Here is a 23,776-nt window from a genome sequence, read left to right on the forward strand (position 1 = left end):
CACGGTGAGTCTCTTCGAACCGATGGACGTCATGACGCTGCCGACCGACGAGGCGCCGGCGCTCGTGGAGATCGCGACGTTCTTCAGCCGGACGCGGGAGGGTCTCCTGCGCGACGGCCGCGCGGCCAGCAAACACGCGGGCGGCATCGTGCCCGACAACCCGTTCGGGCCGCCCGATGCGCTCGGACGCCGCACGCCGCTGGTCGCCCCCGGCTGGATCGAGGTGCCACGACCGTCCCCGGATTTCACGATGGTCGTCAAGCACAACGCAGCCTTCGCGGCGTTGCTTCCGGAACTCGCAAGCCGTTTCGAAACGTATGCGGTCGTGCGGAATCCCGTGGCCGCCCTCGGATCGTGGTGGTCGCTGGACCTGCCGGTGAGCCGCGGGCGCGCGCCGGCGGGTGAGCGCCTCGACCCCTCGTTGCAGGCCCGACTGGACGCGTGCGCTACCGAAGGCGAGCGGCAGCTGATCCTCATGGACTGGTTTTTCGCCCGCTTCGCGACGCTGCCCCCCGAGCGCGTGCTTCGTTACGAAGACATCGTCGCGAGCAGCGGCGCGGCCCTGTACGCGGCCACCGGCTTGGTGCCGCGAATTTGTCCGCAGCTGGAAAGCCGAAACGCAAGTAGGGACTACCCGCTCGAACGGGACCCGCGCACGGTCGACGCATTGCTCGAGCACGAGGGCGCCTGGACGCGCTGGTACGACCGCGACGAGCTTGCTCGCGTGGCCGGCGCCCGGAACGGAATCGCCGGCGGATGAAACCCCGCGTTCGCTTCCTGATCGGAGGTGTGCAGAAAGCCGGAACGACGGCGCTGGCGCGCTACCTTTCGCGCCATCCGGCATTGCGGCTTCCCCGCGACAAGGAAGCGCATGTCTTCGATGCGCCCGACTTCGACGATGCCTGCAGCGCCCGGGAGGTCGACGATCGCTTCGCGGCACACTTCGACGCGGATCCTGACGCGATGCACGGGGACGCCACGCCGATCTACGTCTTCCATCCCCGGCTCATGGACCGCGTTGCGCGCTACAACCCGGACATGCGCTGGATCGTGCTGCTGCGCGATCCCGTCGAGCGGGCGATCTCGCAGTACCACATGGAGCGGCGGCGCGGCCTCGAGCGATGGCCCATGGCTGCGGCCTTCTGGCTGGAACCCCTGCGATTGGCGGGCCATCGTGACGACTTCAGCGACGCCTCCCCACTGCGCACGCACAGTTACCTGCGGCGCGGCCGGTATGTCGATCAGTTGGACGCGCTGTACGCGCGTTTCCCCGCATCGCAGGTCCTCGTCGTTTCAAGCGAGGATCTGAGGCACTCGCCCGCTGACGTCGTGACGCGGATCTGCAGCTTCCTCGGCGTGCCGCCACCTCCGGTCGCGCCCCATCCCGAACACGTCTTTTCGGGCGAGTACGCGCCCCCCGGTGCATTCGCCCGCGTGTCGGCCCGACTGCTGCTCACACGTGCAACGCGCCGCCTGGCGCGTCGCTACGGCATCCGTTTCAAGCGGTCCCGAGAGCCCGTGACAGGTCCGCCTTGAGATCCTCGACATCCTCGACGCCGACACTCAGGCGCACGAGGTTGTCGAACAGGCCGAGCTGTGCGCGCCGCTCCGGCGGCACCGAGGCGTGCGTCATGATCGACGGGTGGTTGACGAGGCTCTCCACGCCGCCCAGCGACTCGGCGAGCGCGAACAGCTCGGTCCGCTCGCAGAAGCGCTTCGCGGCGTCCAGCCCACCCTTCACGAAGATCGTCACCATCCCGCCGAACCCGTCCATCTGGCGCTTGGCGAGGTCGTGCTGCGGATGCGACGCAAGGCCCGGGTAGATCACGCGCTCGATCGCCGGATGCGACTGCAGCCATTCCGCGAGCGCCATGGCGTTCTCGCAGTGCGCCTTCATCCGCAGGTGCAGCGTCTTCAGGCCGCGCAGCGCGAGGAAGCTGTCGAACGGGCCCTGCACGCCGCCGACGGCGTTCTGCAGGAAGGTCATCTGCTCGGCGAGGCCCTCGTCGTCGCCGACGATCGCCATGCCACCGACCATGTCGGAATGCCCGTTGAGGTACTTGGTCGCCGAATGCATGACGATGTGCGCGCCGAGCGACAGCGGGCGCTGCAGGATCGGGGAGCTGAAGGTGTTGTCGACGACGACGATCAGGCCCCGCGCGCGTGCGATCGCGGCGATGGCCGCGATGTCGACCAGCTTGAGCAGCGGATTGGTCGGCGTCTCGATCCAGACCATCTTCGTCTCGGGGCGGATCGCGGCCTCGAACGCCGCCGGATTGGTCAGGTCGACCCAGCTGAAGTCGAGCCCCGCGCTGCGCCGGCGCACGCGCTCGAACAGGCGGTAGGTGCCGCCGTAGACGTCGTCCATCGCGATGACGTGGCTGCCGGTGTCGAGCAGCTCGAGGATCGTCGACGTCGCCGCCAGGCCCGAGGCGAACGCGAAGCCGCGGGTGCCGCCTTCCAGCGCCGCGACGCAACGCTCGTAGGCGAAGCGGGTCGGATTGTGGCTGCGCGAGTACTCGAAGCCCTGGTGCTCGCCGGGGCTCGACTGCACGTACGTCGACGTCGCGTAGATCGGCGTCATCACCGCGCCGGTGCTGGGATCCGGCGACTGGCCGGCGTGGATGGCGAGCGTGCCCAGACCGGGCGTGCGCGAATCGTCGGAATGCATGCGGAATCCAGCCTCGAAGCGTCGCGGGCGAGTCTAGCACCGCGTCCCGCGCGGGCCCCGCGTCACGCCACGAACGTCGTCAACGCGTGCCGGACACCGCGTTCCACGGGAAGAACCTCGTGCAGCAGCGAACACGAAAAGACGAGCGCACCGCCCGTCGCCGGCGCATAACGATGCGGGCCGAACTCGGGAAAGCGGAAGTCGCCGCCGGCGTAAGCCTCGGTGTCGAGGTTCACCGAGATGGCGAAGCGTCGGTAGGCGACGTCGGGCGTGTCGTTGTCGCGATGCGCGCGGAAGTAGCCGGCCGCTTCCGCATACGCCAGCAGCTTGAACGGATCCCGCCGGCTGGCGGCGAACTGGAACACGCGGGCGAGTTCGGGCATCACCCGACGTGCCAGTCGCGCCTGCACCGCCGCCTCGAGCGCCGGGTCGCGGATCGGACTCTCGCGGCGCTGCTTGATGCCTGCGTCCAGGCGTGGGATGGCCCGGTCGCCCTCGAGAACGAGCACGCGCGATGGCTCACCGCCGCCGCAGGCGTCGGTGAGGTGCGCGATCAACGCACGGCACAACGCAGGCTCGAGGACGTCGCGGATCTGCAGCACGGGCGCGCAGGCGGCAGTGGCGCCCGCCTCCAAGGATGGAGCAGTGGGGTGCGCGGGGCGCTGCCGGGGGTCGACTTGCACCCTCACTACGCGGAAGTTCGCGTCGAGCTCGACCACGCCAGGCGCGAACAGCGCGCACCACTCGGCATCGGCGGTCGCCGTGCGCCAGCCGGCGGGGGCCTCGGGTTGTACGGGCGCCACGCAGAGCGCATCGACGCCGTCGACGTCGGGCAACGGCTCCGCGCCGTCTCCGGGTACCGCGATGAACATCGGCCGCCCGCCATAGGCCTTGTGCAGGCGGACCGACTCGCCATCCGCGAAGCGCAGCCGCACGTCCGGCACCCGATCGCCGGGCTGCGCGGTCGGCGGCAGCGCGAACGTCGTCACTGCACGCGGCGACGCAGGTAGTTGAGCAGGTCGATGCGCGTGATCAGGCCGAGGAACTGCGCACCGTCGGTGACGATCGCCACGTGGCCGCGGTCGAACACCGGCAGCAGCGCCTCGATCGGCGAGCGCACGTCGACCTTGTCGAGCTTGCTGACCATCGCGGTCGATACCGGATCGCGGAAGCGCTGCTCGTCGCCGTAGACGTGCAGCAGCACGTCCGATTCGTCGACCATGCCGACGAGGTCGTCGCCGTCCACGACCGGCAGCTGGGAGACGTCGTAGAGCTTCATGCGCTGGTAGGCGGTGACCAGCAGGTCTTTCGGTCCGACCACCACTGTGTCGCGCTGCGAGTACGGGCGCAGGATGAGGTCGCGCAGGTCGCCGTGCTGCTCGCGCTCGATGAAGCCGTTGTCGAGCATCCAGTAGTCGTTGTACATCTTCGACAGGTACTTGTTGCCCGTGTCGCAGACGAAGACGAGCACCTTTTTCGGCGTGGTCTGCTCGCGGCAGTAGCGCAGCGCGGCGGCGAGCAGCGTGCCGGTCGACGAGCCGCCGAGGATGCCCTCCTTCTCCAGCAGTTCGCGCGCGGTGAGGAAGCTCTCCTTGTCGCCGATCGCGTACGCCTTCTTGACGCGCGAGAAGTCGGAGATGCCCGGCAGGAAGTCCTCGCCGATGCCTTCGACCATCCAGCTGCCGCTCTTCTCCGAAAGCGTGCCGCGATTGATGTATTCCTCGAGGATCGAGCCGACGGGATCGGCGAGGATCAGCTCGGTGCCCGGCGATTTATCGGCGAAGCAGCGCGACAGGCCGGTCATCGTGCCGGAGCTGCCGCAGCCGAAGACGATGGCATCGAGTCCGCCTACCTCCGCCATCTGCGCGAGGATCTCGGGACCCGTGCCGAACTCGTGCGCCGCCGGGTTGTCGGCATTGCCGAACTGGTTGATGAAGTAGGCGCCCGGCGTCTCGCTCGCGATGCGCGCGGCCATGTCCTGGTAGTAGTCCGGATGGCCCTTGGCGACGTCGCTGCGCGTGAGCACGACCTGCGCGCCCATCGCCTTGAGGTTGAAGATCTTCTCGCGGCTCATCTTGTCGGGCACGACGAGGATGAGCCGGTAGCCCTTCTGCTGCGCGACGAGCGCGAGGCCGATGCCGGTGTTGCCGGCGGTGCCCTCGACGAGCGTGTCGCCCGGCTTGATCTCGCCGCGCTTCTCGGCGGCCTCGATCATGGCGAGGCCGATGCGGTCCTTGATGGAGCCGCCCGGGTTCTGGCTTTCGAGCTTGAAGTAGAGCTCGCAGACACCGGTGTCGAGGCGCTGCGCCTTGACGACCGGCGTGCGGCCGATCAGCTCGAGGACGGTTTGGTGGACGGGCATGGCGGATCCGTGGGGCCGGAAGATCGCGCCATTCTACGGGCCGGGATGTGGCCCGGCGGCCGCCACCGCAGGGCTGCGGCGGCGGCGCGCGGGATGCGGCGGATCAGTGCGTCACGGTGCCTGCGAGGCGGACCAGCCGGTCCTTCGCGGCGAGTTTCTCGCGCTTCATCCGCGTGAGCTCGAGGTCGTCGACGGGATTGATGCCGAGCTCGGCGTTCATCACGCGCCGGTCGAGTTCCTTGTGTTGCTGGTAGAGCTGCTTGAATTCGGGATTGGACTTCAGCAGCGAGTCGAGCTCGTTCGCGGACCGTTCTTCGAACATGCAAACCTCCTCAGCACTTGCATCCGGCGGCACGACCGCCGGAGACGGTGATGACCGGGACGTGCCCGCCTGCAGTGCCGACGGCTCGCGACCCGGCGTTCCGGCGGGGTCGATCGACCCCGTCCACCTCGAACCTACTCCCGCATCCGGGGTCGGGCAAGCAGCGGTCCGGCACGGCCGACGGTCGGTCGTCACATGCCTGAAGGTGGCGGAAAGAACGCGTTAAGGGCGCGGAAAACCTGCTATTTCTGCGTGAGGACGATCTCGACGCGACGGTTCTTCGCACGTCCCGCGGCCGTCGCGTTGTCGGCGACGGGCGAGGCGGCGCCCCGGCCCGCGACGTCGGCCCGCACGCTGCCGCCCAGAGCGCGGCGAACCGCCTCCGCGCGCTTTTGTGAAAGGGCCTGGTTGGCCGCGGCGTCGCCCTGGCTGTCCGTATACCCGTCGATCCGCACCGCGCTGGCGCGCGAGACGTCGACGTAATGCGCGAGCGCCTTGAGGCTCGCTGTGGCCGCGGCGGTCAGCGTGGACGAGCCTGCGGGGAAGGCATCGCCGCCGAGGGTGAAGACCTCGCCGCGCGCGTCGCGTCGAACAGGCGGCAGCTTCGCGCCGGCAACCAGTTCGGCTTCCTCGCGGGCGAGCGCGAGTTCCTTGTCGCGGGCCGCCGACACGCGTGCGACCTGCTGGGTTGTGGCGCCTTCGAGGGCCTGCTCGGCCTGCTGGCGCGCCTGCTCCTGCTCCGCGGCCTGCTCGCGCAGACGCTCGGCTTCCTCGGCGCGCATCTGGGCTTCCATGCGCAGCCGTTCGGCCTCGGCGCGCGCGGCGGCGGCCTCGCGGCGGGAGCCTTCCAGCTGCAGCTCCGAATAGGTCCGCTCCAGGCGATCGTTGTCGCGCTGCAGGGCCTGCGCGTAGACCGCGAGCTCGGCGGCCCGCACGCGGCGCTCGGCCACGGCTTCGGCCTCCGCGCGCTTGCGGCCTTTGAGCGTGTCGAGCGCGGTGACCGACTGCATTGCGACGGAGCGTTCGTAGTCCGCGAGCCCCGCCAGGCGCGCATCGGCGGCGAGCGCCTGCAGGCGTGCGGCCAGGTTGCCCGCGGCATCGGAAGGAGCCGGCGGCACCGCGACCGCGGGATCGGCGTCGAGACCCAGGCGCTGCTGCAGCTCGGCGACCTCGCGCAGCTTCTGCAGGTGCGTCGCATCGGCGCTCGCGGCGCGGCTGCGCGCATAGGCGAGGTCCGCGTCGGCGGCGGCGACCAGCGCGAGGCGTCGCGCCTCCTCGTCGCGACCGGCCGACATCGCGGCCTGCGCCTGCGACAGGGACGATCGAGCACCTGCGAATTCCGCGCCGGCGTACTGCTCGGCATCGGCCTGGGCCGCGCGGGCCAGCGCCTGCTGCGCCGCCGCCAGTTCCCCGGTCGGGGGTGGCAGGCTCGCGCATCCGGGCACCGTCGCAATGAGAACGAGGGCAAGAAGCGCGCTGCGAAGGTGTGCGAAGCTTGGACGCATGGGGACCCGGACCGTGGCGTGGGGACGCGCGGTCATTGTGGCCACGCCGGCTGTACCGGCGCAAACCCGCAGGCCATACGAGGAGACTGCATGGACATCGGCTACTTCCTGAAGCTGATGACGGAGAAGAACGCGTCGGACATGTTTCTGACCACCGGCGCGCCCGTCTACATCAAGGTCGAAGGCAAGCTCCAGCCGTTGGGCAATACCGGCCTGCCGTCGGGCATGGTCAAGAAGATCGCCTATTCGCTGATGGACGAGGGCCAGGTGCCGGAGTTCGAGACCAACCTCGAGCTCAACATGGCCTACGCCCTGCCCGACTCCGGTCGCTTCCGCGTCAACGTCTTCAAGCAGCGCGGCGAAGTCGGCATGGTGATCCGCGCGATCCGCAGCGTGATTCCCTCGATCGAGGAGCTGCAGCTGCCGCAGGTGCTGAAGGAGATCATCACCTCGCCGCGCGGACTGGTGCTGATCGTGGGCAGCACGGGCTCGGGCAAGTCGACGACGCTCGCGTCGATGATCGACTACCGCAACTCGAACATGTCGGGCCACATCCTCACCATCGAGGATCCGATCGAGTTCCTGCACCGCCACAAGAAGTCGATCGTGAACCAGCGCGAGGTCGGTCTCGACACGCACAGCTTCCACAACGCGCTGAAGAACGCGATGCGCGAGGCGCCGGACGTCATCCTGATCGGCGAGATCCTGGACGCGACCACGATGGAAGCGGCCATCTCGTTCGCCGAAACCGGGCATCTGTGCCTCGCGACGCTGCACTCGAACAATGCGGACCAGACGCTCGAGCGCATCCTCAACTTCTTCCCGGAATCCGCGCACAAGAACGTGCTCATGAACCTCGCGCTGAACCTGCGCGCGGTGGTGAGCCAGCGCCTGGTGGTGGGCGTCGACGGTCGCCGCATGCCGGCCACCGAGGTGTTGATCAACACGCCGCACGTGCGCGACCTGATGCGCCGCGGGCAGGTGCACGAGATCAAGCAGGCGATGGAGGAATCGCTGGAGGAAGGCATGGAGACCTTCGACCAGTGCCTGTTCCGGCTGCAGAAGGAAGGCCGCATCGACATGGAGGCCGCGCTGCGTGCCGCCGACTCGCGCGACGGCCTGGCGCTCAAGTTCCGCCTCTCCGAAGGCGCGGGCGCGGAGCACGATCCGTACGGCGACATCTACAGCCCCGTCTGACGACGCAAGGCTGAGAAACGACGACGGCGCCCACGGGCGCCGTCTTTCGTTGTGCGGTGGCGCGCAGGCTCAGCCGGCGCGCTGCGCCTCCGGGCAGTCGGGCTGGCGCTCCGGCCGCGCGACGTCGAACGCGGGGAGCGCGAGGCAGGCCGCGTCGATCCGCGCGATCGTCGGCCAGCGCGCGATGTCGAGCCCGAAGCGGCGCGCGTTGTAGACCTGCGGCACGAGGCAGCAGTCGGCGAGCGTCGGCAGGTCGCCCTCGCAGAATTCCCCGGTGGCCGGATGGTCGAGGAGCGAGGCCTCCATCGCGTCGAAACCCTTCGCGATCCAGTGCCGCACCCATTCGTCGCGCTCGGCCTGCGGCGCATTCCATTCGTGCTCGAAGTACTGCAGCACGCGCAGGTTGTTGAGCGGATGGATGTCGCAGGCGACGAGCTGCGCGAGCGCGCGCACGCGGGCGCGGTCGCGCGCGAGCGCCGGCAGCAGCGCCGGCGCGGGCCACGTCTCGTCGAGGTATTCCAGGATCGCCATCGACTGCCGGAACAGCCGGTGGCCGTGCTGCAGCACCGGCACGAGTTCCTGCGGATTGGTCTCCTGGAACGCGGGCGAGTGCTGCTCGCCGCCGTCGCGCACGAGGTGCACGGGCACGATGTCGTAGCGCAGGCCCTTCAGCGCGAGCCCGATGCGCACGCGATAGGCGGCGCTCGAGCGCCAGTAGGAATAGAGACGCAGGGATTCGGTCACGGGCGGCGGCGGCAGTGGGGTGCGCGGTTCACGTTACCGCGTCGCCGTGGACGGCGCGTGCCGTCCGACGGCGGGCATCGCCGGTCAGCCGGCGTGCGGCTCGATGCGCTGCTCGATCGCCCCGAAGAGGCTGCGGCCGTCGCGGTCGAGCATCTCGATGCGCACCGTGTCGCCGTAGCTCATGAACGGCGTGGACGGCTTGCCGTGCTCGAGCGTCTCCACCGTCCGCTTCTCGGCGAAGCACGAGGCGCCCAGCGACGTGTCCTGGTTGGCGACCGTGCCCGAGCCGACGATCGTGCCGGCGGACAGCGGCCGCGTCTTCGCGGCATGGGCGATGAGCTGCGCGAAGTCGAACTGCATGTCGACGCCGGCCTCGGGCGCGCCGAACCAGGCGCCATTGATGTGCGTGACCAGCGGCCGGTGCACCTTGTTGCCCTGCCATGCGTCGCCGAGCTCGTCCGGGGTGACGAACACCGGGCTCAGCGCCGACCGCGGCTTGGACTGCAGGAAGCCGAAGCCCTTGGCGAGCTCGTCGGGAATCAGGTTGCGCAGCGAGACATCGTTGATGAGCCCGACGAGCTGGATGTGTTCGGCGCATTCGGCTGGCGTCGCCGCCATCGGCACGTCGTCGGTGATCACCACCACTTCCGCTTCGAGGTCGATGCCGTAGCTCTCGCTCGGCACGCGCACCGGATCGCGCGGGGCGAGGAAGCCGGCGCTGGTTGCCTGGTACATCAGCGGATCGGTGTAGAAGCTCTGCGGCACTTCGGCGCCTCGCGCGCGGCGCACGCGCTCGACGTGCGGCAGGTAGGCCGAGCCGTCGACGAATTCATAGGCGCGCGGCAGCGGCGCGGCGAGCTGGGCGACGTCGAGGTCGAATGCACCTTCGGCGCGGCCGGCATCCAGCGCTTCGGACAGCGCATTCAGGCGCGGCGCGACGTTCGACCAGTCCTCGAGCGCGCGCTGCAGGGTCGGCGCGATGCCGTCGGCGCGCACGGCCCGCGCGAGGTCGCGCGAGACCACGACCAGCGTGCCGTCGCGGCCGCCTTCCTTGAGGGATCCCAGCTTCATCGCATGCTCCAGTCACGGGCGCCCGGCGGCGCGATGGTTTCAATTGTAACGACCGCGTTCGAGCGTGGCTGCGGTGGGCGGAACGCGTATGCGACCCGAAGCACCGGGCCGACGCAGGCACCCCGGGCCTGGACGCGAACCCCGAGCCTCGGCGCTCGCCGCGCTCAGCGATCGCCGGGCGCGTCGCCCTGGAATCCACCCGCGCGATAGGTCAGCACCAGCGTGTCGCGATGTCCGTCGCCGCCCTCGCCCGCCGGCTGGATGGGCGTGGACTCGTGGATGACGCGCGTGTCGTCGAGCAGCAGCGCCGACCACGGCGTCTCGAGCGTGAACCGCTCGCCCGCCGGGCCCTCGGCCTCGAAGACACGCGTCTCGCCGCCCTTGATGCCCGCCCGATCGACGAGCAGCACCGCGACGAAGTCGACGCCGTCGCGATGCGCGCCTTCCGGCGTGGGCCGGCCGACACCGCCCGCCGTGTCGATGCGGAACTGGTGCGCCTCGACGAACCAGCGCGACGCCGGTCGCACCGCGGAGAAGACGCGGCCGAGGCCCTGCATGAGTTCGACGAACGCGGGCGCGGTCGCGGTTGGCGGGGCGACCGGTTCGAACCAGCGATGCATGCCGCCGTGCAGCGCGTTGTAGTCGAGCGACTGCCAGTGCGCGCGATGCGGCGCCTGCACCACCTCGTCGCCTTCGACCACGAAACACGAATGCCGGCGCCGCCGATAGCGGCCACCGTCGCGCAGGTAGGCATCGGGCTGGAGGTCGTTCCAGGTCGGCGCGAGCGAGGGCAAGGCGGCGGTCGCCGCGCCGCACAGGTGGACCACCGCGTCCGGTGCCAGCACCGCATAGCCTTTCGCGGCGAGCCGCTGCACGGCGAGCGCGGCGGGCACCACCGGCGGCGGGAAGCGGACGACCATCGCGATTCTCCTGACCCCGGATACGCGAAGACCCGCGCGAGGCGGGTCTTCGGGTGACCGGCGAACCGGTCGATGTATGGCAGCCCCGGATGGATTCGAACCACCGAATGCCTGAGTCAGAGTCAGGTGCCTTACCGCTTGGCGACGGGGCTATGAAGCGAATTCTACTGCGTCGGATGCTGACGGCAAGCCCGCCAGCATCCGGTGAAGCGCGATTAGCGCTTCGAGAACTGCGTGGCGCGGCGGGCCTTGTGCAGGCCGACCTTCTTGCGCTCGACCTCGCGGGCGTCGCGCGTCATGAAGCCGGCGCGGCGCAGGTCACCCTTCAGGCCTTCGTCGTACTCGACGAGCGCGCGGGCGATGCCGAGGCGGATCGCACCGGCCTGGCCGGTGATGCCGCCGCCGGCGACCGTCACGACCACGTCGAACGTGTCGACGTTCTTGGTCAGCTCGAGCGGCTGGCGCACGATCATGCGCGCCGTCTCGCGACCGAAGAACTCGTCGATCGGACGCTGGTTGATCGTGATGTTGCCCGAGCCCGTGCGCAGGAACACGCGGGCGGTGGAGGACTTGCGGCGGCCGGTGCCGTAATTCTGCTGGGTAGCCATGTTCTAGGACCTTAGATGTCGAGCGTCTGCGGCTGCTGCGCGGCGTGCGGGTGCTCGGCACCCTTGTAGACCTTCAGCTTGCGGTACATGGCGCGGCCCAGCGGGCCCTTCGGCAGCATGCCCTTCACCGCGATCTCGATCACGCGCTCCGGATGGCGCTCGAGCGCCTGGGCCAGCGACTCCGTCTTCAGGTTGCCGACGTAGCCGGTGAAGCGGTGGTACTTCTTGTCCTGCAGCTTGTTGCCGGTGACCGCGATCTTGTCGGCGTTGACGACGATCAGGTAGTCGCCGGTGTCGACGTGCGGGGTGAACACGGGCTTGTGCTTGCCGCGCAGGCGGCGGGCGAGCTCCGAGGCCAGGCGGCCCAGGGTCTTGCCGGAGGCGTCGACGAGATACCAGTCGCGCTGGACGGTCTCGGACTTGGCGATAAAGGTCTTCATGACAAAACTCTTGGTGGGTGCCTGGTCGGGTTGGTTGGGACGCCGGGGCATCCGAACTTCGCCACGCGTTGTGGTGGGACCGGGGTCCCGGGGTGACACAGAAGCGGAATCATAGCCGGCGGGCGTGCCCGCGTGCAAGCCGCGTCAAGGCCGCGCTAGCATCGCGCCATGCCCCTGCCCCGACCGCCCTCGGCCGACCCGCTGGTCGCGCTGGCCGACCAGTGCGTGCAGTGCGGCCTGTGCCTGCCCGCGTGCCCGACGTACCGCCAGGGCCGGATCGAGGCCGAATCGCCCCGCGGCCGGATCGCCCTGGCGCGCGGCTGGGCGCTGGAGGCGCTCGAGCCCGGCCCCGTCGGCGATGCGCATCTGGATGCCTGTCTCGGCTGCAGAAGCTGCGAAGCGGTCTGTCCCGCCGGCGTGCGCTACGGCGCGCTGCTGCACGAGGCGCGGGCGCGACAGCGCCGGCGCCGCCCGGCGGGCCTCCGCCAGCGGACGATCGAAGCGCTCGCGGCCCGGCCCGGCCTGCTGCGTCGGCTGCTCGCCACCTACCGCCGTGCCTTCCCGCTGCTGCCGGCGCGCCTGCGGCCGCTGCCCCGCCCCCCGGCGCCGGTTCGCACCGTTCCGACCGGACCGGCCTCGACCCGCCCGCGGGCCGCGCTCTTCGTCGGCTGCGTTGCCGACGCCTACGAGCCTCCGACGCGGCGGGCGTTGCACCGTCTGTTCGACGCGATCGGCATCGACCTGGTCGAGCCCGCCGGCCAGGGCTGCTGCGGCTCGCTCCATCGCCACGCGGGCGATGCCTCGACCGCGGATCGCCTGCAGCACGCGAACGCGGCCGCCTTCGATGGCCAGGCGTGCGTCGTCACGTTGGCGAGCGGCTGTCATGAAGCGGTCGTCGCCAGCGCGCCCGGCGTAGAGGACGCGCTGGTCGTGCTGGCCCGCCACGTCGACGCGCTGCGCTTCCGCGGCTTCGAAGGCCGCGTCGCCCTGCACCTGCCCTGCACCCAGCGCAACGTCGCGCGCAGCGTGCCGGCGCTGCGCCGCCTGCTCGCGCAGGTTCCCGGCCTCGACATCGTCGACCTCGACGCAGGCGACGGCTGCTGCGGCGCCGCCGGCAGCACGATGCTCGTCGATCCGGACCGTGCCGCCACGTTCCGCGCGCCGCTTGTCGCGCAGGTCGAGGCGCGGGCGCCCGCTCTCGTCCTGAGCGCCAACCTCGGCTGCCGGCTCCACCTGCGCAACGGCCTGCGGATCGAGGTGGTGCATCCGGTCGAGTTCCTTGCCGCGCAGCTCGACGACGCGTCACCGCCCCGTCGCTAGACTGGCGGCATGCACAGCCACGCCCGCCGCCTCACCGCCCTCGACCGCTGGATCGACGCCGCGCAGCGCGCGCTGGAGACCGTCGCCGGTGACCCGCCCGCCGTCCGCCGCAATCCCGCCGACGCGCAGCCGGACATCGTGCTGGACGACGACGAGCGTCGGCACGCCGCGGGGCTCATGCGCATCAACCACGTCGGCGAGGTCTGCGCGCAGGCGCTGTACATCGGACAGGCCTCGGTGGCGCGCGATGCGCGCACGCGCGAGCAGCTGCTGCACGCGGCGCAGGAGGAGACCGACCACCTCGCCTGGTGCGCGGATCGGCTGCGGGAACTCGACAGCCGCCCGAGCCTGCTCAATCCGCTGTGGTACGCCGGCAGCTATGCGATCGGCCTCGCGGCGGGGCTGCGCGGCGACGGCTGGAACCTCGGCTTCGTGGTCGAGACCGAACGCCAGGTGGAAGCGCACATCGACCACCACCTGGAGTCGCTGCCGCCGGCCGACGTGCGCAGCCGCGCGATCCTCGAGGTGATGAAGGCCGACGAGGCGCGCCATGCCGACAATGCCGAGGCCGCCGGTGCACGCGTCCTGCCCGTGCCGATCCCGCAGGCGATGGCCGCGGCGTCCAAGGTGATGAAGACGGTCGCCTACCGGCTCTGAGCGACGCCGGGGCAAACGAAAAAAGCCGGCATCGCGCCGGCTTTTGCGTGTGCCTCGAACCGATCAGTCGATCAGGTTGCGGCCGTGGTAGAGCTCCTCGATCTCGCGCTTCAGGCGCGCCTCGATCTTGAGGCGGTCCTTGAACGAGAGGTTCTTGGACTTCTCCTCGAACAGGTACGTGTCGAGGTCGAAGTCCTTCAGGTGCATCTTCGTGTGGAAGATGTTTTCCTGGTAGACGTTGACGTCGAGCATCTCGTAGCGGTTCTTGATGTTCTTCGCCAGGTAGTCCTGGATCGAATTGATCTTGTGGTCGATGTAGTGCTTCTTGCCCTTGATGTCGCGGGTGAAGCCGCGCACCCGGTAGTCGAGCACGACGATGTCGGACTCGAAACTCTCGATCAGGTAGTTGAGCGCCTTCAGCGGCGAGATGACGCCGCAGGTGGCCACGTCGATGTCGGCGCGGAAGGTCGCGATGCCGTTGTCCGGATGCGTCTCCGGATACGTGTGCACCGTGATGTGCGACTTGTCCATGTGCGCGACGACGGCATCGGAAATGATTTCCTTGCCCGCGTCCTTCTTGTCGATCACCGGCTCTTCGGAGATCAGGATCGTCACCGACGCGCCCTGCGGGTCGTAGTCCTGGCGCGCGATGTTCAGGATGTTCGCACCGATGATCTCGGCGACGTCCGTCAGGATCTGCGTCAGCCGGTCGGCGTTGTACGCCTCGTCGATGTACTGGATGTAGCGCTGGCGCTCGTCCTCGGACGCGGCGTAGGAGATGTCGTAGATGTTGAACGACAACGCCTTGGTCAGGTTGTTGAATCCCTGGAGCCGCAGGCGCGGCAGAGGCTTGACCACGTGGGTGGATCCCGGAGGCTGGAGGCAGGCGCGGGATTATGGGGCATGCGGGGTGATGGGGGAACGAACGGCGCGGAACGACGCCGTATCCCGCCCGGAACGGACGCCAACGGGCAAACAGTGACGGGATTGGCCCTTCAGCCGTGATGGTCTATATAGTCGGTTCAGTTCCCCTCGAGCCCCGCCCATGTCCCCCGACCTGGCGTACCAGCCCGCGGCGCGTCGACCGTCGAGCCCCCTGATGCCCGACAACGCGGCGATCGATCGCTTCCTGGCGCACTGCCACCGCCGCCGCTACCCGTCCAGGACCGACGTGTTCCGGCCCGGCGATTCGGCCACCACCCTCTATTTCGTCATCTCCGGCTCGGTGAGCATCATCAACGAGGAGGAGGACGGCCGCGAGCTGGTCCTCGGCTACTTCGGCCCCGGCCAGTTCGTCGGCGAGATGGGCCTGTTCATCGAGAGCGACCGCCGCGAGGTGACCCTGCGCACCCGCACCGCGACCGAGCTCGCCGAGATCGGCCACGAGCGCTTCTACGACCTGCTGATGACCCGGCTGTCGACCGATGCGCCGAAGCTGCTGTACTCGATCGGCGCGCAGATCTCCCGTCGCCTGCTCGACACCAGCCGCAAGGCCGGCCGCCTGGCCTTCCTCGACGTCACCGACCGCATCGTGCGCACGCTCCACGACCTCTCGAAGGAGCCGGAGGCGATGAGCCATCCGCAGGGCACGCAGATCCGCGTGTCCCGGCAGGAGCTCTCGCGCCTGGTCGGCTGTTCGCGCGAGATGGCCGGACGCGTGCTGAAGAAGCTGCAGGCCGACGGGCTGCTCCACGCACGCGGGAAGACGGTCGTCCTCTACGGCACCCGCTGACCATGGGCTACGGGGACGCGCCCGACGGCATCCGCATCCGCGACGCGCGGGTGGGCGATGCGCACGACGTGGCGCGGCTCCTCGAAGTCCTCGGTTATCCCTGCAGTCGCGACGACGCGGCCGAGCGCATCACCCTCGTGCTCTCCGATCCTCGCCAGCGCCTGCTGCTCGCGGAGATCGGCGGGCACGCCTGTGGGCTTGCCGGCATGGACCTGCGCTACTCGCTCGTGCGCGGCAATGAGCAGGCGCGGATCACCGCGCTCGTCGTGATGCCGGAGTGCGAGCGGCAGGGCGTGGGGCGTCGCCTGCTGCGCGAGGTCGAGTCGATCGCGCGGCAGACCGGGGCGACCCGCATCGAGGTGACCTCGGCGGCGAGCCGCGAGCACGCGGAGGCCTTCTACCGCGGTTGCGGCTACGGCGCGGTCGCGCTGCACTTCGCGAAGCTGCTCGGGGACTAAGCCCGCGGCTGCACGCCACTGTGGCACCCGATGCCTAGAATCCGCCGCCTCGACCGTTCCCGACCTGCCGTGCCCGCCGACACCGCCCCGGACCGCGCCGTGCGCGCGCGACCCGATCCGCTGCGCATCGCCGCGCTGTCCGTCGCCTTCGCCGCGCATGCGGCGCTCGCGCTGCTGTTGTTCCTCCCCGCTGCTCCACTCCGCCGTGTCCTCCTGGACGAGGCGCCGGTGGTGCAGGTGATCCGCCTGCCCGCTCCCCCACCACCCGCGCCGCCCGCGCCACCGTCACCGCTGGAGAAGGCGCCCACGCCCCCGCCCGCGGTCGAGCCCGCACCGACAGCGGCGGCTTCGGACGGCACCGGTGGCCGTGCGACGGCCGATACCACCGAAGCGCCGCTCTGGCAGTTCGATCCGGAGGCGGGCATCAGTGTGGTCGTCTACAGCGATCGCACGGCCGTCGAGGTACCCGCCGCCGACCAGGCACCCCAGGAAATCGCAGGCTATCGCGCAGGTTTCGACCCGGCCTCGACGCCGGGGCTCGCCGGCGCGGCCGGAGGATCGGCGACGTTTGACGTGCTGGTGGACGAAAGCGGGGCCGCGACAGCGTTGGTCATCGTCCAGCAGGCGTGCCCGGAGCGCGCGCTGGAAACCGCGATGTCCGTAGTGAGCCAGTGGCGTTACGTCCCCGCACGCCGCGCCGGAACCCCCGTCGCCGGCTGGCTGCGGGTCGCCCTGCAGTTCTGAGCCTCAGCCGGCCTCGACGCGATCGCCCGCGCGGCCGGGGCAGCCCCAGTTGAGCACGGGCGTGCCGGGCGGCAGGCGTTTGCGGAAGAAGTCGACCGACTTGGCCTTCGGGTTCACGACCACGGGATGGCGCGCCGCGAGCAGCAGCGGCAGGTCGGCCGTGCTGTCCGAATAGGCGCGCTCCACCGTCCCGCCGAAGCCCGCGTCGTCGAGCATGCGCATCTTCATCGCATGGTGGCAGTGGCGCACCGCCATGTAGGCGCCGAGGCGCCGGGCCACGTCGGTGCCCACCACGGGCAGGTCCTCGTGCGCGACGAAGCCCAGGATCGCGCGCGCCAGTCGCGGCGGCGCACCGGTGGCGACGACCACGCGGTCGCCGGCGACACGATGCGCATGCAGCACGCCCAGTGCGATCGGCAGCAGGCGCGCCTGGATGCCTTCGGCATGGTCCCGCACGTAGCGGTCGATGAGACGGTCGAAATCGTCGCGCTCGAAGATCGTCGCCACCCAGACGAAGGCACCGATGCCGCGCCGCCGCGTCGGCAGGAACGCCACCATCGGCCCGGCGATCGGCGCGATCAGCAGCGCCAGCAGCGTCCGCCAGACGCTGCGGCGGATCAGCGAGGCGAACAGGTGGCTGCCGGAGTCGCCGTCGTACAGGGTGTGGTCGAAATCGAAGACCACGAGCGGCGCATCGGCCGCCTGCGCCGGCGCACGCGGGCCCTCGAGGCTCATGCGAACAGGCGTTGCAGCGCCGCGCCCGGGTCGCGCTCGCGCATGAAGCTCTCGCCCACGAGGAACGTCTCGACGCCCGCCTCGCGCATTTTCGCGACGTCCGCCCGCGTGGCGATGCCGCTCTCGGTGACGAGGATGCGGTCGGTCGGCACCGCCTGCTTGAGCTCGATGGTCGTGTCGAGCGAGACCTCGAACGTGCGCAGGTTGCGGTTGTTCACGCCGATCAGCGGACAGTCGGTCTGCAGCGCACGTTCGAGCTCGTCGATGTCGTGCACCTCGACCAGCACGTCCATGCCGAGTTCCATCGCGAGGTTCGCCATGTCCACGAGCGGGCCGTCCTCGAGCGCGGCGACGATCAGCAGGATCGCGTCGGCACCGATGAAGCGCGCTTCGTAGACCTGGTACGGATCGATCGTGAAATCCTTGCGGATGATCGGCAGCGTGCAGGCGCGGTGCGCGAGCCCGAGGTAGAGGTTGCTGCCCTGGAAGAAGTCCACGTCGGTCAGCACCGACAGGCAGGCGGCGCCGCCGCCCTCGTAGCTGCGCGCGATCTGCGCGGGATCGAAATCCGGGCGGATCAGGCCTTTCGACGGGCTCGCCTTCTTCGCTTCGGCGATGACCGCCGGCAACCCGGCCGCATGCTTCGCGCGGATCGCATCGACGAAGCCGCGCGCGGACGGCGCATCGGCGGCGCGCGCCTTGAGGTCGGCGAGCGAGCGCACGCGGCTGCGCTGTGCGATCTCCTCGACCTTGCGCGCGAGGATGGTGTTGAGGATGTCGCTCATCGATCGTCCCTGCGGGAATAGGCGCGCTCGACCTTGGCGATGCGCACGTCGAAATGGTCGTACCAGTGCACGCGACCGGCCTCGCGGGTCGCGCGGTGCTCGGCGTGGTCGCGCCAGGCGGCGATGGAGGCTTCGTCCACCCAGTACGACAGCGTGATGCCGAAGCCGTCGTCGCCACGCACCGATTCCATGCCGAGGAACCCCGGCTGGGCAGCCGCGAGCGTCGCCATGCGTGCGGCCGCGTCGGCGTAGGCCTCGGCGTCCACGGCGCTGCGCCGCGACGTGAACGACACCATCCAGTACGGCGGCGCCGGCGTGGCCGCGAAACCCGTCGTCATGCCCGCGCGAGCTCGCGCGTGGTGGCGACGAACGCATCGAGCTTCTCGCGCGCGGCGCGGGAGGCGATCGCACGACGGGCGAGCGCGATGCCGTCGGCGATCGACTCGGCGCGGCCCGCGACGTACAGCGCTGCACCGGCGTTGAGCGCGACGATCTCCCGCGGCAGGCCGGGTTCGTCGTCCAGCGCCGCCATCAGCATGGCGCGCGATTCCGCCGCATCGGCCACCTTGAGGTTGCGGCTCGCGGCCATCGCGATGCCGAAGTCTTCCGGGTGCACCTCGTACTCGCGCACCACGCCATCGCGCAGCTCGCCGACGAGCGTCCCGGCGCCGAGCGAAAGCTCGTCCATGCCGTCGCGGCCCCAGACCACCATCGCGCGCTCCGCGCCGAGCTCCTGCAGTACCCGCACCTGGATACCGACCAGGTCGGGATGGAACACGCCCATCAGGATGTTGGGCGCGCCCGCCGGGTTCGTGAGCGGGCCGAGGATGTTGAACAGCGTCCGCACGCCCATCTCGCGGCGCACGGGCGCGACGACCTTCATCGCCGGATGGTGCAGCGGCGCGAACATGAAGCCGATCCCGGTGCGCGCGATGCAGTCGGACACCTTCTCCGGCGGCAGTTCGATGTACGCGCCGAGCGACTCCAGCACGTCGGCACTGCCGGAACTCGACGAGACGCTGCGGCCGCCGTGCTTGGCGACCTGCGCGCCGGCCGCGGCCACCACGAACATGCTCGCGGTCGAGATGTTGAACGTGCTCGCACCGTCGCCGCCGGTGCCGACGATGTCGACGAGATGCGTGCGGTCGGCGATCTGCACCGGCAGCGCGAACTCTCGCATCACCTGCGCCGCGCCCGCGATCTCGCCGACCGTTTCCTTCTTGACGCGCAGGCCGGTGAGGATCGCCGCGGTCATCGTCGGGCTCACCTCGCCGCGCATGATCATGCGCATCAGCCCGACCATCTCGTCGTGGAAGATCTCGCGATGCTCGATCGTGCGCTGCAGCGCCTGCTGCGGGGTCATCGACATGCTCACCGCTCCAGGAAGTTCTTCAGCAGCGCATGGCCGTGCTGGGTGAGGATCGACTCGGGATGGAACTGCACGCCTTCGACCGGGTGCTCGCGATGGCGCAGGCCCATGATCTCGTCGAAGCCACCGGCCTCGTCCTCGGTCCACGCGGTCATCTCGAGCGATGCCGGCAGGGTGTCGCGCGCGACGACCAGCGAGTGGTAACGCGTCGCTTCGTAGGCGTCCGGCAGGCCGGCGAAGACGCCCCGGCCTTCGTGGCGGATGCGCGATGTCTTGCCGTGCATGATCGTCTTCGCGCGCACCACGTCGCCCCCGTAGGCCTGTCCGATCGACTGGTGCCCGAGGCAGACGCCGAGCAGCGGAACGCGCGGGCCCAGCTCACGGATCACGTCGACGCAGACGCCGGCCTCGTTCGGCGTGCAGGGCCCCGGCGAAATCACGATGCGTTCGGGCGCCAGCGCGTCGATCTGCGGCACGGACAGCTCGTCGTTGCGCACCACCTTCACCTCGGCCCCCAGCGCCTGCAGGTACTGCACGAGGTTCCAGGTGAAGCTGTCGTAGTTGTCGATCATCAACAGCATCAGCGGATTCCCAAAGCGGACGGCGTCGCGCACGCACGTCGCGGCGAAGGATGTAGAGCAGGGAAGTCGGCCAAGCGGATCACGCCGGCCACGGATGCCTTGCCCTCTTCTTCGAGGGCGCGCGCGACGCCTGCCTCGTAGTCAGCCGGCATGTCGATGCCACACAGACCGAACGCTTCCATGTCCTGCTGCGATAGCGCGTAACCGTATGCCCCCTGCAGCGGAAGCTCGACGTAGTCGCCCAGGCACACGATGCGCGCATCGACGTCGCTGGCCGCGAAGAACCGCTGATGCAGGGTCGCCCACTCCTGGACGTATATCCGAAGCTTGCGGGCAAGCTCGTCGCCGCGCGCGTGCAGCAGGCGGTCCCGCTCATCCGGCGAAACGTCGGCACCGCCGCGCTTGAGCACGCCCCCGACGTTGCCGACCTGCCCCGCCAGCACGCGCTCGTAGGGCGTATCGGCCCCGGTATTCTGCGGGCACTTGTTGTGCCAGATGACTTCGCTACCGGGCAGAATGCGTCGCTGCCGGGCCGGGGTGAACAGGTAATTGGCGCAGCCCGAATTGCAGGCACGGTCGACCACGACGGTCAGGTCTCTCGCGCGGACGGCCTCGCCCATCCGCAGGGCCGGGATCGCGTCGCCGCCACGCGATCGCACCTGCAGCGTCGTCACGTTCGGCTGCGCGTTCAACGCGCGCACGAAGCGAGCGGTGTTCGACTCGGACAGCACGCCGTCGTAGCGGATTACGGCACCTTCGACGTTGATTTCCGCTTCGACGCGTCCACCCGGCAAGGTCGCGGTCGAGGACGGATCGGCGACAGCCGGCGCAATGCAGAGCGCCGCGCACGCGACCGATGCGACCGAAATGACAAAGCGATTCATCGTCGAAGGCGTCATGCGCTACAGCCCCTTCGCTGCCTGCGCGACCGCGCGGAACAGCGCGCGGCCCTTGTTCATCGTCTCTTCCCATTCCTTCTGCGGGTCGGAGTCGTAGACGATGCCGGCGCCGGCCTGCACGTACAGGCGGCCGTCCTGGATGACGGCGGTGCGGATCGCGATCGCGGTGTCGGCGTCGCCATGCCAGCCGATGTAGCCGATCGATCCCGCGTAGACGTTGCGCTTGATCGGTTCGAGCTCGCGGATCACCTCGAGCGCACGGATCTTCGGCGCGCCGCTCACGGTGCCGGCCGGGAACGTGGCGCGCAGCACGTCGGCGTAGCTCAAGCCGTCCTTCAGGCGCCCCGTCACTTCGCTCACGATGTGCATGACGTGGCTGTAGCGCTCGATGACGAACTGCTCGCCCACCTCGACGGTGCCGGCCTCGCTGACGCGACCGACGTCGTTGCGGCCGAGGTCGATCAGCATCAGGTGCTCGGCGCGCTCCTTCGGGTCGGCGAGCAGCTCCGCCTCGAGCGCGGCGTCCTGCTCCGGCGTTTCGCCGCGCGGCCGCGTGCCGGCGATCGGGCGCACGGTGACTTCGCCGTCCTGCAGGCGCACCAGGATCTCGGGCGAACTACCGACGACCTGCATGTCGCCGACGTCGAGGAAGTACATGTACGGCGACGGATTCAGCGCGCGCAGGGCGCGGTAGACGTCGACCGGGCGCGCGGCGAACGGCACCGACAGGCGCTGGCTCAGCACCACCTGGAAGATGTCGCCGGCGCGGATGTAGTCCTTCGACTTCTCCACCGCGGCGATGAAGCCGTCCTGCGTGAAGCCGGAGACGAAGTCCGATTCGTCGAGCGCGGCGGACTGCAGCGTTTCCGGATAACCGGGCCCGCCCTGGCGCAGTCGGTGCACGAGCTCGTCGAGACGGCGGTTGGCTTTCGCGAACGCGCGCTCCTCGCGCGGATCCGCGTGCACGATGAGATACAGACGACCCTTGAGGTTGTCGAAGACCGCGACTTCCTCGCTGAGCATCAGCAGGATGTCGGGCGTGCCGAGCTCGTCGGGCTTGCCGCGGCCCGCCGTCGCGAGGCGCGGCTCGATGTAGTCGATGCACTCGAAGCCGAACCAGCCCACGAGGCCGCCGGTGAAGCCCGGCAGTCCGTCGATCTTCGGCACCGAATGCGACGTGCGCAGGCGCTCGACTTCGGCGAACGGGTCCTCGACCTCGCGTGCCTCGACGAGTTCGCCGTCCTCGCTGACCACCAGCATGTGGCCCGCGAACGCGTACACGCGCTTGGCCGGCAGGCCGATGATCGAGTAGCGACCGAAGCGTTCGCCGCCTTCGACGGATTCGAACAGGTAGGTGTGCGGGCCGTCCGCGAGCTTGAGATACACCGAAAGCGGCGTATCCAGGTCGGAGAGCACTTCGCGGACGACGGGGATGCGGGTGTGGCCTTCAGCGGCCTGCTGCTGGAACGTTTCGAGCGAGGTCACGGCGGTTTCCTGGGCACGCGGAATCGGGACGGCGGCGGCTCACGACCGCCATCGCCACCCGTGCGTCGCCTCGAACCGCATGTGATCGCCTCGTCCCATGGGCGGCGACTATAGCCGCTCGCGCGGGAGGGCGCGATTGGCGCCGGCGCTGCCGGGCGGGGGCATCGGGCGGCGCAGGGGGCAGTCCACCGGCAGGTGCAGGCGCAGCGCGGCGGGCCTGCAGTCGATGCGGAAGCGCTCACCCTCGAACGGCTCTCCGTCGAGGTTGAGCGTGAACGGCGCCGTGGCCAACAGCTCGATCCAAGGCAGCCGTGCGCGCTCACCGGCCTGGTCGATCGCCGCTTCGCGCCCGTCGGTGAGTGCCGTCCGGAGTGGACCGCCGACGCCGCCCTCCTGCACGGGCACCACCGTCACGTCGAGCTCGCCGTCGTCGATCAGCGCGTCCGGGCACAGCGGATGCCCGCCGCCGGCCTGGCGGCCATTGCCGATCGCGATCGCGAGTACGTCGCCCTGCCAGCGGAAGCCCGGGCCGCGCACCTCGAGTGGATGCGGCTCGGCGCTGCGGAGTGCACGCAGGCCGCCGAGCAGATACGTCAGGCCGCCGAGATACTTCTTGAGGCCGTCGTGCGCATCGGCCGTGGCCTGCGTGCCGAAGCCGCCGGTGGCCATGTTCAGGCACCAGCGCACGCGATGGCCGCTGTGAACGCGCAGCATGTCGACGTGCGCGGCCGGCGAACCCGCCAGTGCGAAGGCCTCGTCGAGGTCCGTGGGAATGCCGGCGGCGGTGGCGAAGTCGTTTGCCGTGCCGAGCGGCAGCACCGCGAGATCCGGCATGCGGGCGTGCGAATCGCCGAGCTCCGCGAGCGCACCGGCGACCTCGCCCAGCGTGCCGTCTCCACCCGCGGCGATGACGCGCTCGACATCGTCGCGCACCGCTTCCTCGACGTAGCGCTGCGCATCGCCGAATTCCCAGGTGACGCGCACCGACAGTCGCCGTCCCGCGCGCCGGTGTGCGGCGACCGCATCGCGCAGCGCCGCGCTGCCCGCGGCCTTGCCGTTGACGATGAGGCGCCAGTCGCTCATGGGAGATCGCCCGCCATGCCTCGAGTGTGGCCCGTCGGCGGTGGCGCGACGATGAAGCAGGCGGTCATCGCCGTGTCATGCAGGCCGC

General features: G+C 69.9%; 27 protein-coding genes and 1 tRNA gene. 8 read left to right on the top strand and 20 right to left on the bottom strand.

What is annotated here, in order from left to right; genetic code table 11:
- Nucleotides 1-31: 31 nt before the first annotated feature.
- A complete protein-coding gene (locus tag ACY35P_RS01645) occupies nucleotides 32-760 on the top strand; it encodes a hypothetical protein (protein ID WP_462114079.1) in 729 nt (242 codons plus the stop codon).
- Complete coding sequence (locus ACY35P_RS01650; RefSeq protein WP_462114080.1) at nucleotides 757-1,536, top strand: sulfotransferase family protein; 780 nt, start codon at nucleotides 757-759, stop codon at nucleotides 1,534-1,536. The genes ACY35P_RS01645 and ACY35P_RS01650 overlap by 4 nt, the downstream gene beginning before the upstream one ends.
- Here ACY35P_RS01650 and ACY35P_RS01655 read toward each other — a convergent pair.
- The 5 genes from ACY35P_RS01655 to ACY35P_RS01675 all read right to left on the bottom strand — a co-directional run bounded on the left by ACY35P_RS01655 (nucleotide 1,499) and on the right by ACY35P_RS01675 (nucleotide 6,860).
- Nucleotides 1,499-2,671 carry a cystathionine gamma-synthase gene (locus ACY35P_RS01655; protein ID WP_462114081.1) on the bottom strand — a complete coding sequence of 391 codons (1,173 nt, stop codon included), beginning with the start codon at nucleotides 2,669-2,671 and terminating at the stop codon, nucleotides 1,499-1,501. The two genes, ACY35P_RS01650 and ACY35P_RS01655, sit on opposite strands and share 38 nt — an antisense overlap.
- Before the next feature lie 62 nt (nucleotides 2,672-2,733).
- The gene (locus tag ACY35P_RS01660; protein ID WP_462114082.1) at nucleotides 2,734-3,660 is read right to left on the bottom strand and encodes a 2OG-Fe(II) oxygenase family protein; all 927 of its coding nucleotides are present in this window, start codon (nucleotides 3,658-3,660) and stop codon (nucleotides 2,734-2,736) included.
- The gene (locus tag ACY35P_RS01665; protein ID WP_462114083.1) at nucleotides 3,657-5,033 is read right to left on the bottom strand and encodes a pyridoxal-phosphate dependent enzyme; all 1,377 of its coding nucleotides are present in this window, start codon (nucleotides 5,031-5,033) and stop codon (nucleotides 3,657-3,659) included. The genes ACY35P_RS01660 and ACY35P_RS01665 overlap by 4 nt, the downstream gene beginning before the upstream one ends.
- A 103-nt stretch (nucleotides 5,034-5,136) precedes the next feature.
- Nucleotides 5,137-5,355, bottom strand: a complete 219-nt coding sequence (locus ACY35P_RS01670) for a YdcH family protein (RefSeq protein WP_462114084.1) — start codon at nucleotides 5,353-5,355, stop codon at nucleotides 5,137-5,139.
- A gap of 242 nt (nucleotides 5,356-5,597) precedes the next feature.
- On the bottom strand, nucleotides 5,598-6,860 hold the full coding sequence (locus ACY35P_RS01675) for an OmpA family protein (RefSeq protein ID WP_462114085.1): 1,263 nt from the start codon (nucleotides 6,858-6,860) through the stop codon (nucleotides 5,598-5,600).
- A gap of 90 nt (nucleotides 6,861-6,950) precedes the next feature.
- On the opposite strand from ACY35P_RS01675, the gene ACY35P_RS01680 reads away from it, so the two are divergent.
- Nucleotides 6,951-8,057, top strand: coding sequence for a PilT/PilU family type 4a pilus ATPase (locus ACY35P_RS01680; protein WP_462114086.1), 1,107 nt, complete (start codon nucleotides 6,951-6,953; stop codon nucleotides 8,055-8,057).
- A gap of 69 nt (nucleotides 8,058-8,126) precedes the next feature.
- Here the strand turns inward: ACY35P_RS01680 and maiA are convergent, their stop codons facing one another.
- The 6 genes from maiA to rplM form a co-directional block, all read right to left on the bottom strand.
- The gene (gene maiA, locus ACY35P_RS01685; RefSeq protein WP_462114087.1) at nucleotides 8,127-8,801 is read right to left on the bottom strand and encodes a maleylacetoacetate isomerase; all 675 of its coding nucleotides are present in this window, start codon (nucleotides 8,799-8,801) and stop codon (nucleotides 8,127-8,129) included.
- A gap of 84 nt (nucleotides 8,802-8,885) precedes the next feature.
- The gene (locus tag ACY35P_RS01690) at nucleotides 8,886-9,872 is read right to left on the bottom strand and encodes a fumarylacetoacetate hydrolase family protein (protein ID WP_462114088.1); all 987 of its coding nucleotides are present in this window, start codon (nucleotides 9,870-9,872) and stop codon (nucleotides 8,886-8,888) included.
- Nucleotides 9,873-10,036: 164 nt separating this feature from the next.
- Entirely contained in the window at nucleotides 10,037-10,792 is a 756-nt protein-coding gene (locus ACY35P_RS01695) for a 2OG-Fe dioxygenase family protein (RefSeq protein ID WP_462114089.1), read from the bottom strand.
- Nucleotides 10,793-10,869: 77 nt separating this feature from the next.
- Nucleotides 10,870-10,944, bottom strand: a tRNA-Gln gene (locus ACY35P_RS01700).
- Nucleotides 10,945-11,007: 63 nt separating this feature from the next.
- On the bottom strand, nucleotides 11,008-11,400 hold the full coding sequence (rpsI, locus tag ACY35P_RS01705) for a 30S ribosomal protein S9 (RefSeq protein ID WP_462114090.1): 393 nt from the start codon (nucleotides 11,398-11,400) through the stop codon (nucleotides 11,008-11,010).
- Nucleotides 11,401-11,411: 11 nt separating this feature from the next.
- Entirely contained in the window at nucleotides 11,412-11,840 is a 429-nt protein-coding gene (rplM, locus tag ACY35P_RS01710; RefSeq protein WP_462114091.1) for a 50S ribosomal protein L13, read from the bottom strand.
- Between the two features lie 168 nt (nucleotides 11,841-12,008).
- Between rplM and ACY35P_RS01715 the strand changes: the two genes are divergently transcribed.
- Nucleotides 12,009-13,160, top strand: coding sequence for a (Fe-S)-binding protein (locus ACY35P_RS01715; RefSeq protein WP_462114092.1), 1,152 nt, complete (start codon nucleotides 12,009-12,011; stop codon nucleotides 13,158-13,160).
- A 9-nt stretch (nucleotides 13,161-13,169) separates the two neighbouring features.
- Nucleotides 13,170-13,817 (top strand): 2-polyprenyl-3-methyl-6-methoxy-1,4-benzoquinone monooxygenase, encoded by a 648-nt coding sequence (coq7, locus tag ACY35P_RS01720; RefSeq protein WP_462114093.1) that lies wholly within the window; start codon nucleotides 13,170-13,172, stop codon nucleotides 13,815-13,817.
- Nucleotides 13,818-13,880: 63 nt separating this feature from the next.
- Here coq7 and speD read toward each other — a convergent pair whose 3' ends face one another.
- On the bottom strand, nucleotides 13,881-14,675 hold the full coding sequence (gene speD, locus ACY35P_RS01725; protein ID WP_462114094.1) for an adenosylmethionine decarboxylase: 795 nt from the start codon (nucleotides 14,673-14,675) through the stop codon (nucleotides 13,881-13,883).
- A gap of 241 nt (nucleotides 14,676-14,916) precedes the next feature.
- Here speD and crp point away from each other — a divergent pair, with 241 nt between their 5' ends.
- From crp to ACY35P_RS01740, 3 genes are all read left to right on the top strand, one after another.
- Nucleotides 14,917-15,549 (top strand): cAMP-activated global transcriptional regulator CRP, encoded by a 633-nt coding sequence (gene crp, locus ACY35P_RS01730; protein WP_462114132.1) that lies wholly within the window; start codon nucleotides 14,917-14,919, stop codon nucleotides 15,547-15,549.
- A gap of 2 nt (nucleotides 15,550-15,551) precedes the next feature.
- Nucleotides 15,552-16,007, top strand: a complete 456-nt coding sequence (locus tag ACY35P_RS01735) for a GNAT family N-acetyltransferase (protein WP_462114095.1) — start codon at nucleotides 15,552-15,554, stop codon at nucleotides 16,005-16,007.
- Nucleotides 16,008-16,076: 69 nt separating this feature from the next.
- Complete coding sequence (locus ACY35P_RS01740) at nucleotides 16,077-16,751, top strand: energy transducer TonB (RefSeq protein ID WP_462114096.1); 675 nt, start codon at nucleotides 16,077-16,079, stop codon at nucleotides 16,749-16,751.
- A gap of 3 nt (nucleotides 16,752-16,754) precedes the next feature.
- Here ACY35P_RS01740 and ACY35P_RS01745 read toward each other — a convergent pair whose 3' ends face one another.
- From ACY35P_RS01745 to yegS, 8 genes are all read right to left on the bottom strand, one after another.
- Nucleotides 16,755-17,486: a haloacid dehalogenase-like hydrolase gene (locus ACY35P_RS01745; protein WP_462114097.1), complete on the bottom strand. Its 732-nt coding sequence runs from the start codon at nucleotides 17,484-17,486 to the stop codon at nucleotides 16,755-16,757.
- Nucleotides 17,483-18,271, bottom strand: a complete 789-nt coding sequence (gene trpC / locus ACY35P_RS01750) for an indole-3-glycerol phosphate synthase TrpC (RefSeq protein ID WP_462114098.1) — start codon at nucleotides 18,269-18,271, stop codon at nucleotides 17,483-17,485. Before trpC ends, ACY35P_RS01745 begins: the two co-directional genes overlap by 4 nt.
- Nucleotides 18,268-18,609 carry an antibiotic biosynthesis monooxygenase family protein gene (locus ACY35P_RS01755; RefSeq protein WP_462114099.1) on the bottom strand — a complete coding sequence of 114 codons (342 nt, stop codon included), beginning with the start codon at nucleotides 18,607-18,609 and terminating at the stop codon, nucleotides 18,268-18,270. The genes trpC and ACY35P_RS01755 overlap by 4 nt, the downstream gene beginning before the upstream one ends.
- Nucleotides 18,606-19,640 (bottom strand): anthranilate phosphoribosyltransferase, encoded by a 1,035-nt coding sequence (gene trpD, locus ACY35P_RS01760; protein ID WP_462114100.1) that lies wholly within the window; start codon nucleotides 19,638-19,640, stop codon nucleotides 18,606-18,608. Before trpD ends, ACY35P_RS01755 begins: the two co-directional genes overlap by 4 nt.
- A 2-nt stretch (nucleotides 19,641-19,642) precedes the next feature.
- A complete protein-coding gene (locus ACY35P_RS01765; RefSeq protein ID WP_462114101.1) occupies nucleotides 19,643-20,221 on the bottom strand; it encodes an anthranilate synthase component II in 579 nt (192 codons plus the stop codon).
- Nucleotides 20,221-21,120 (bottom strand): hypothetical protein, encoded by a 900-nt coding sequence (locus ACY35P_RS01770; protein WP_462114102.1) that lies wholly within the window; start codon nucleotides 21,118-21,120, stop codon nucleotides 20,221-20,223. Before ACY35P_RS01770 ends, ACY35P_RS01765 begins: the two co-directional genes overlap by 1 nt.
- Before the next feature lie 3 nt (nucleotides 21,121-21,123).
- Nucleotides 21,124-22,605, bottom strand: a complete 1,482-nt coding sequence (gene trpE / locus ACY35P_RS01775) for an anthranilate synthase component I (protein ID WP_462114103.1) — start codon at nucleotides 22,603-22,605, stop codon at nucleotides 21,124-21,126.
- 108 nt (nucleotides 22,606-22,713) lie between these two features.
- Nucleotides 22,714-23,688: a lipid kinase YegS gene (yegS, locus tag ACY35P_RS01780; protein ID WP_462114104.1), complete on the bottom strand. Its 975-nt coding sequence runs from the start codon at nucleotides 23,686-23,688 to the stop codon at nucleotides 22,714-22,716.
- Between the last annotated feature and the right edge of the window lie 88 nt (nucleotides 23,689-23,776).

This window comes from Lysobacter xanthus (assembly GCF_047159895.1).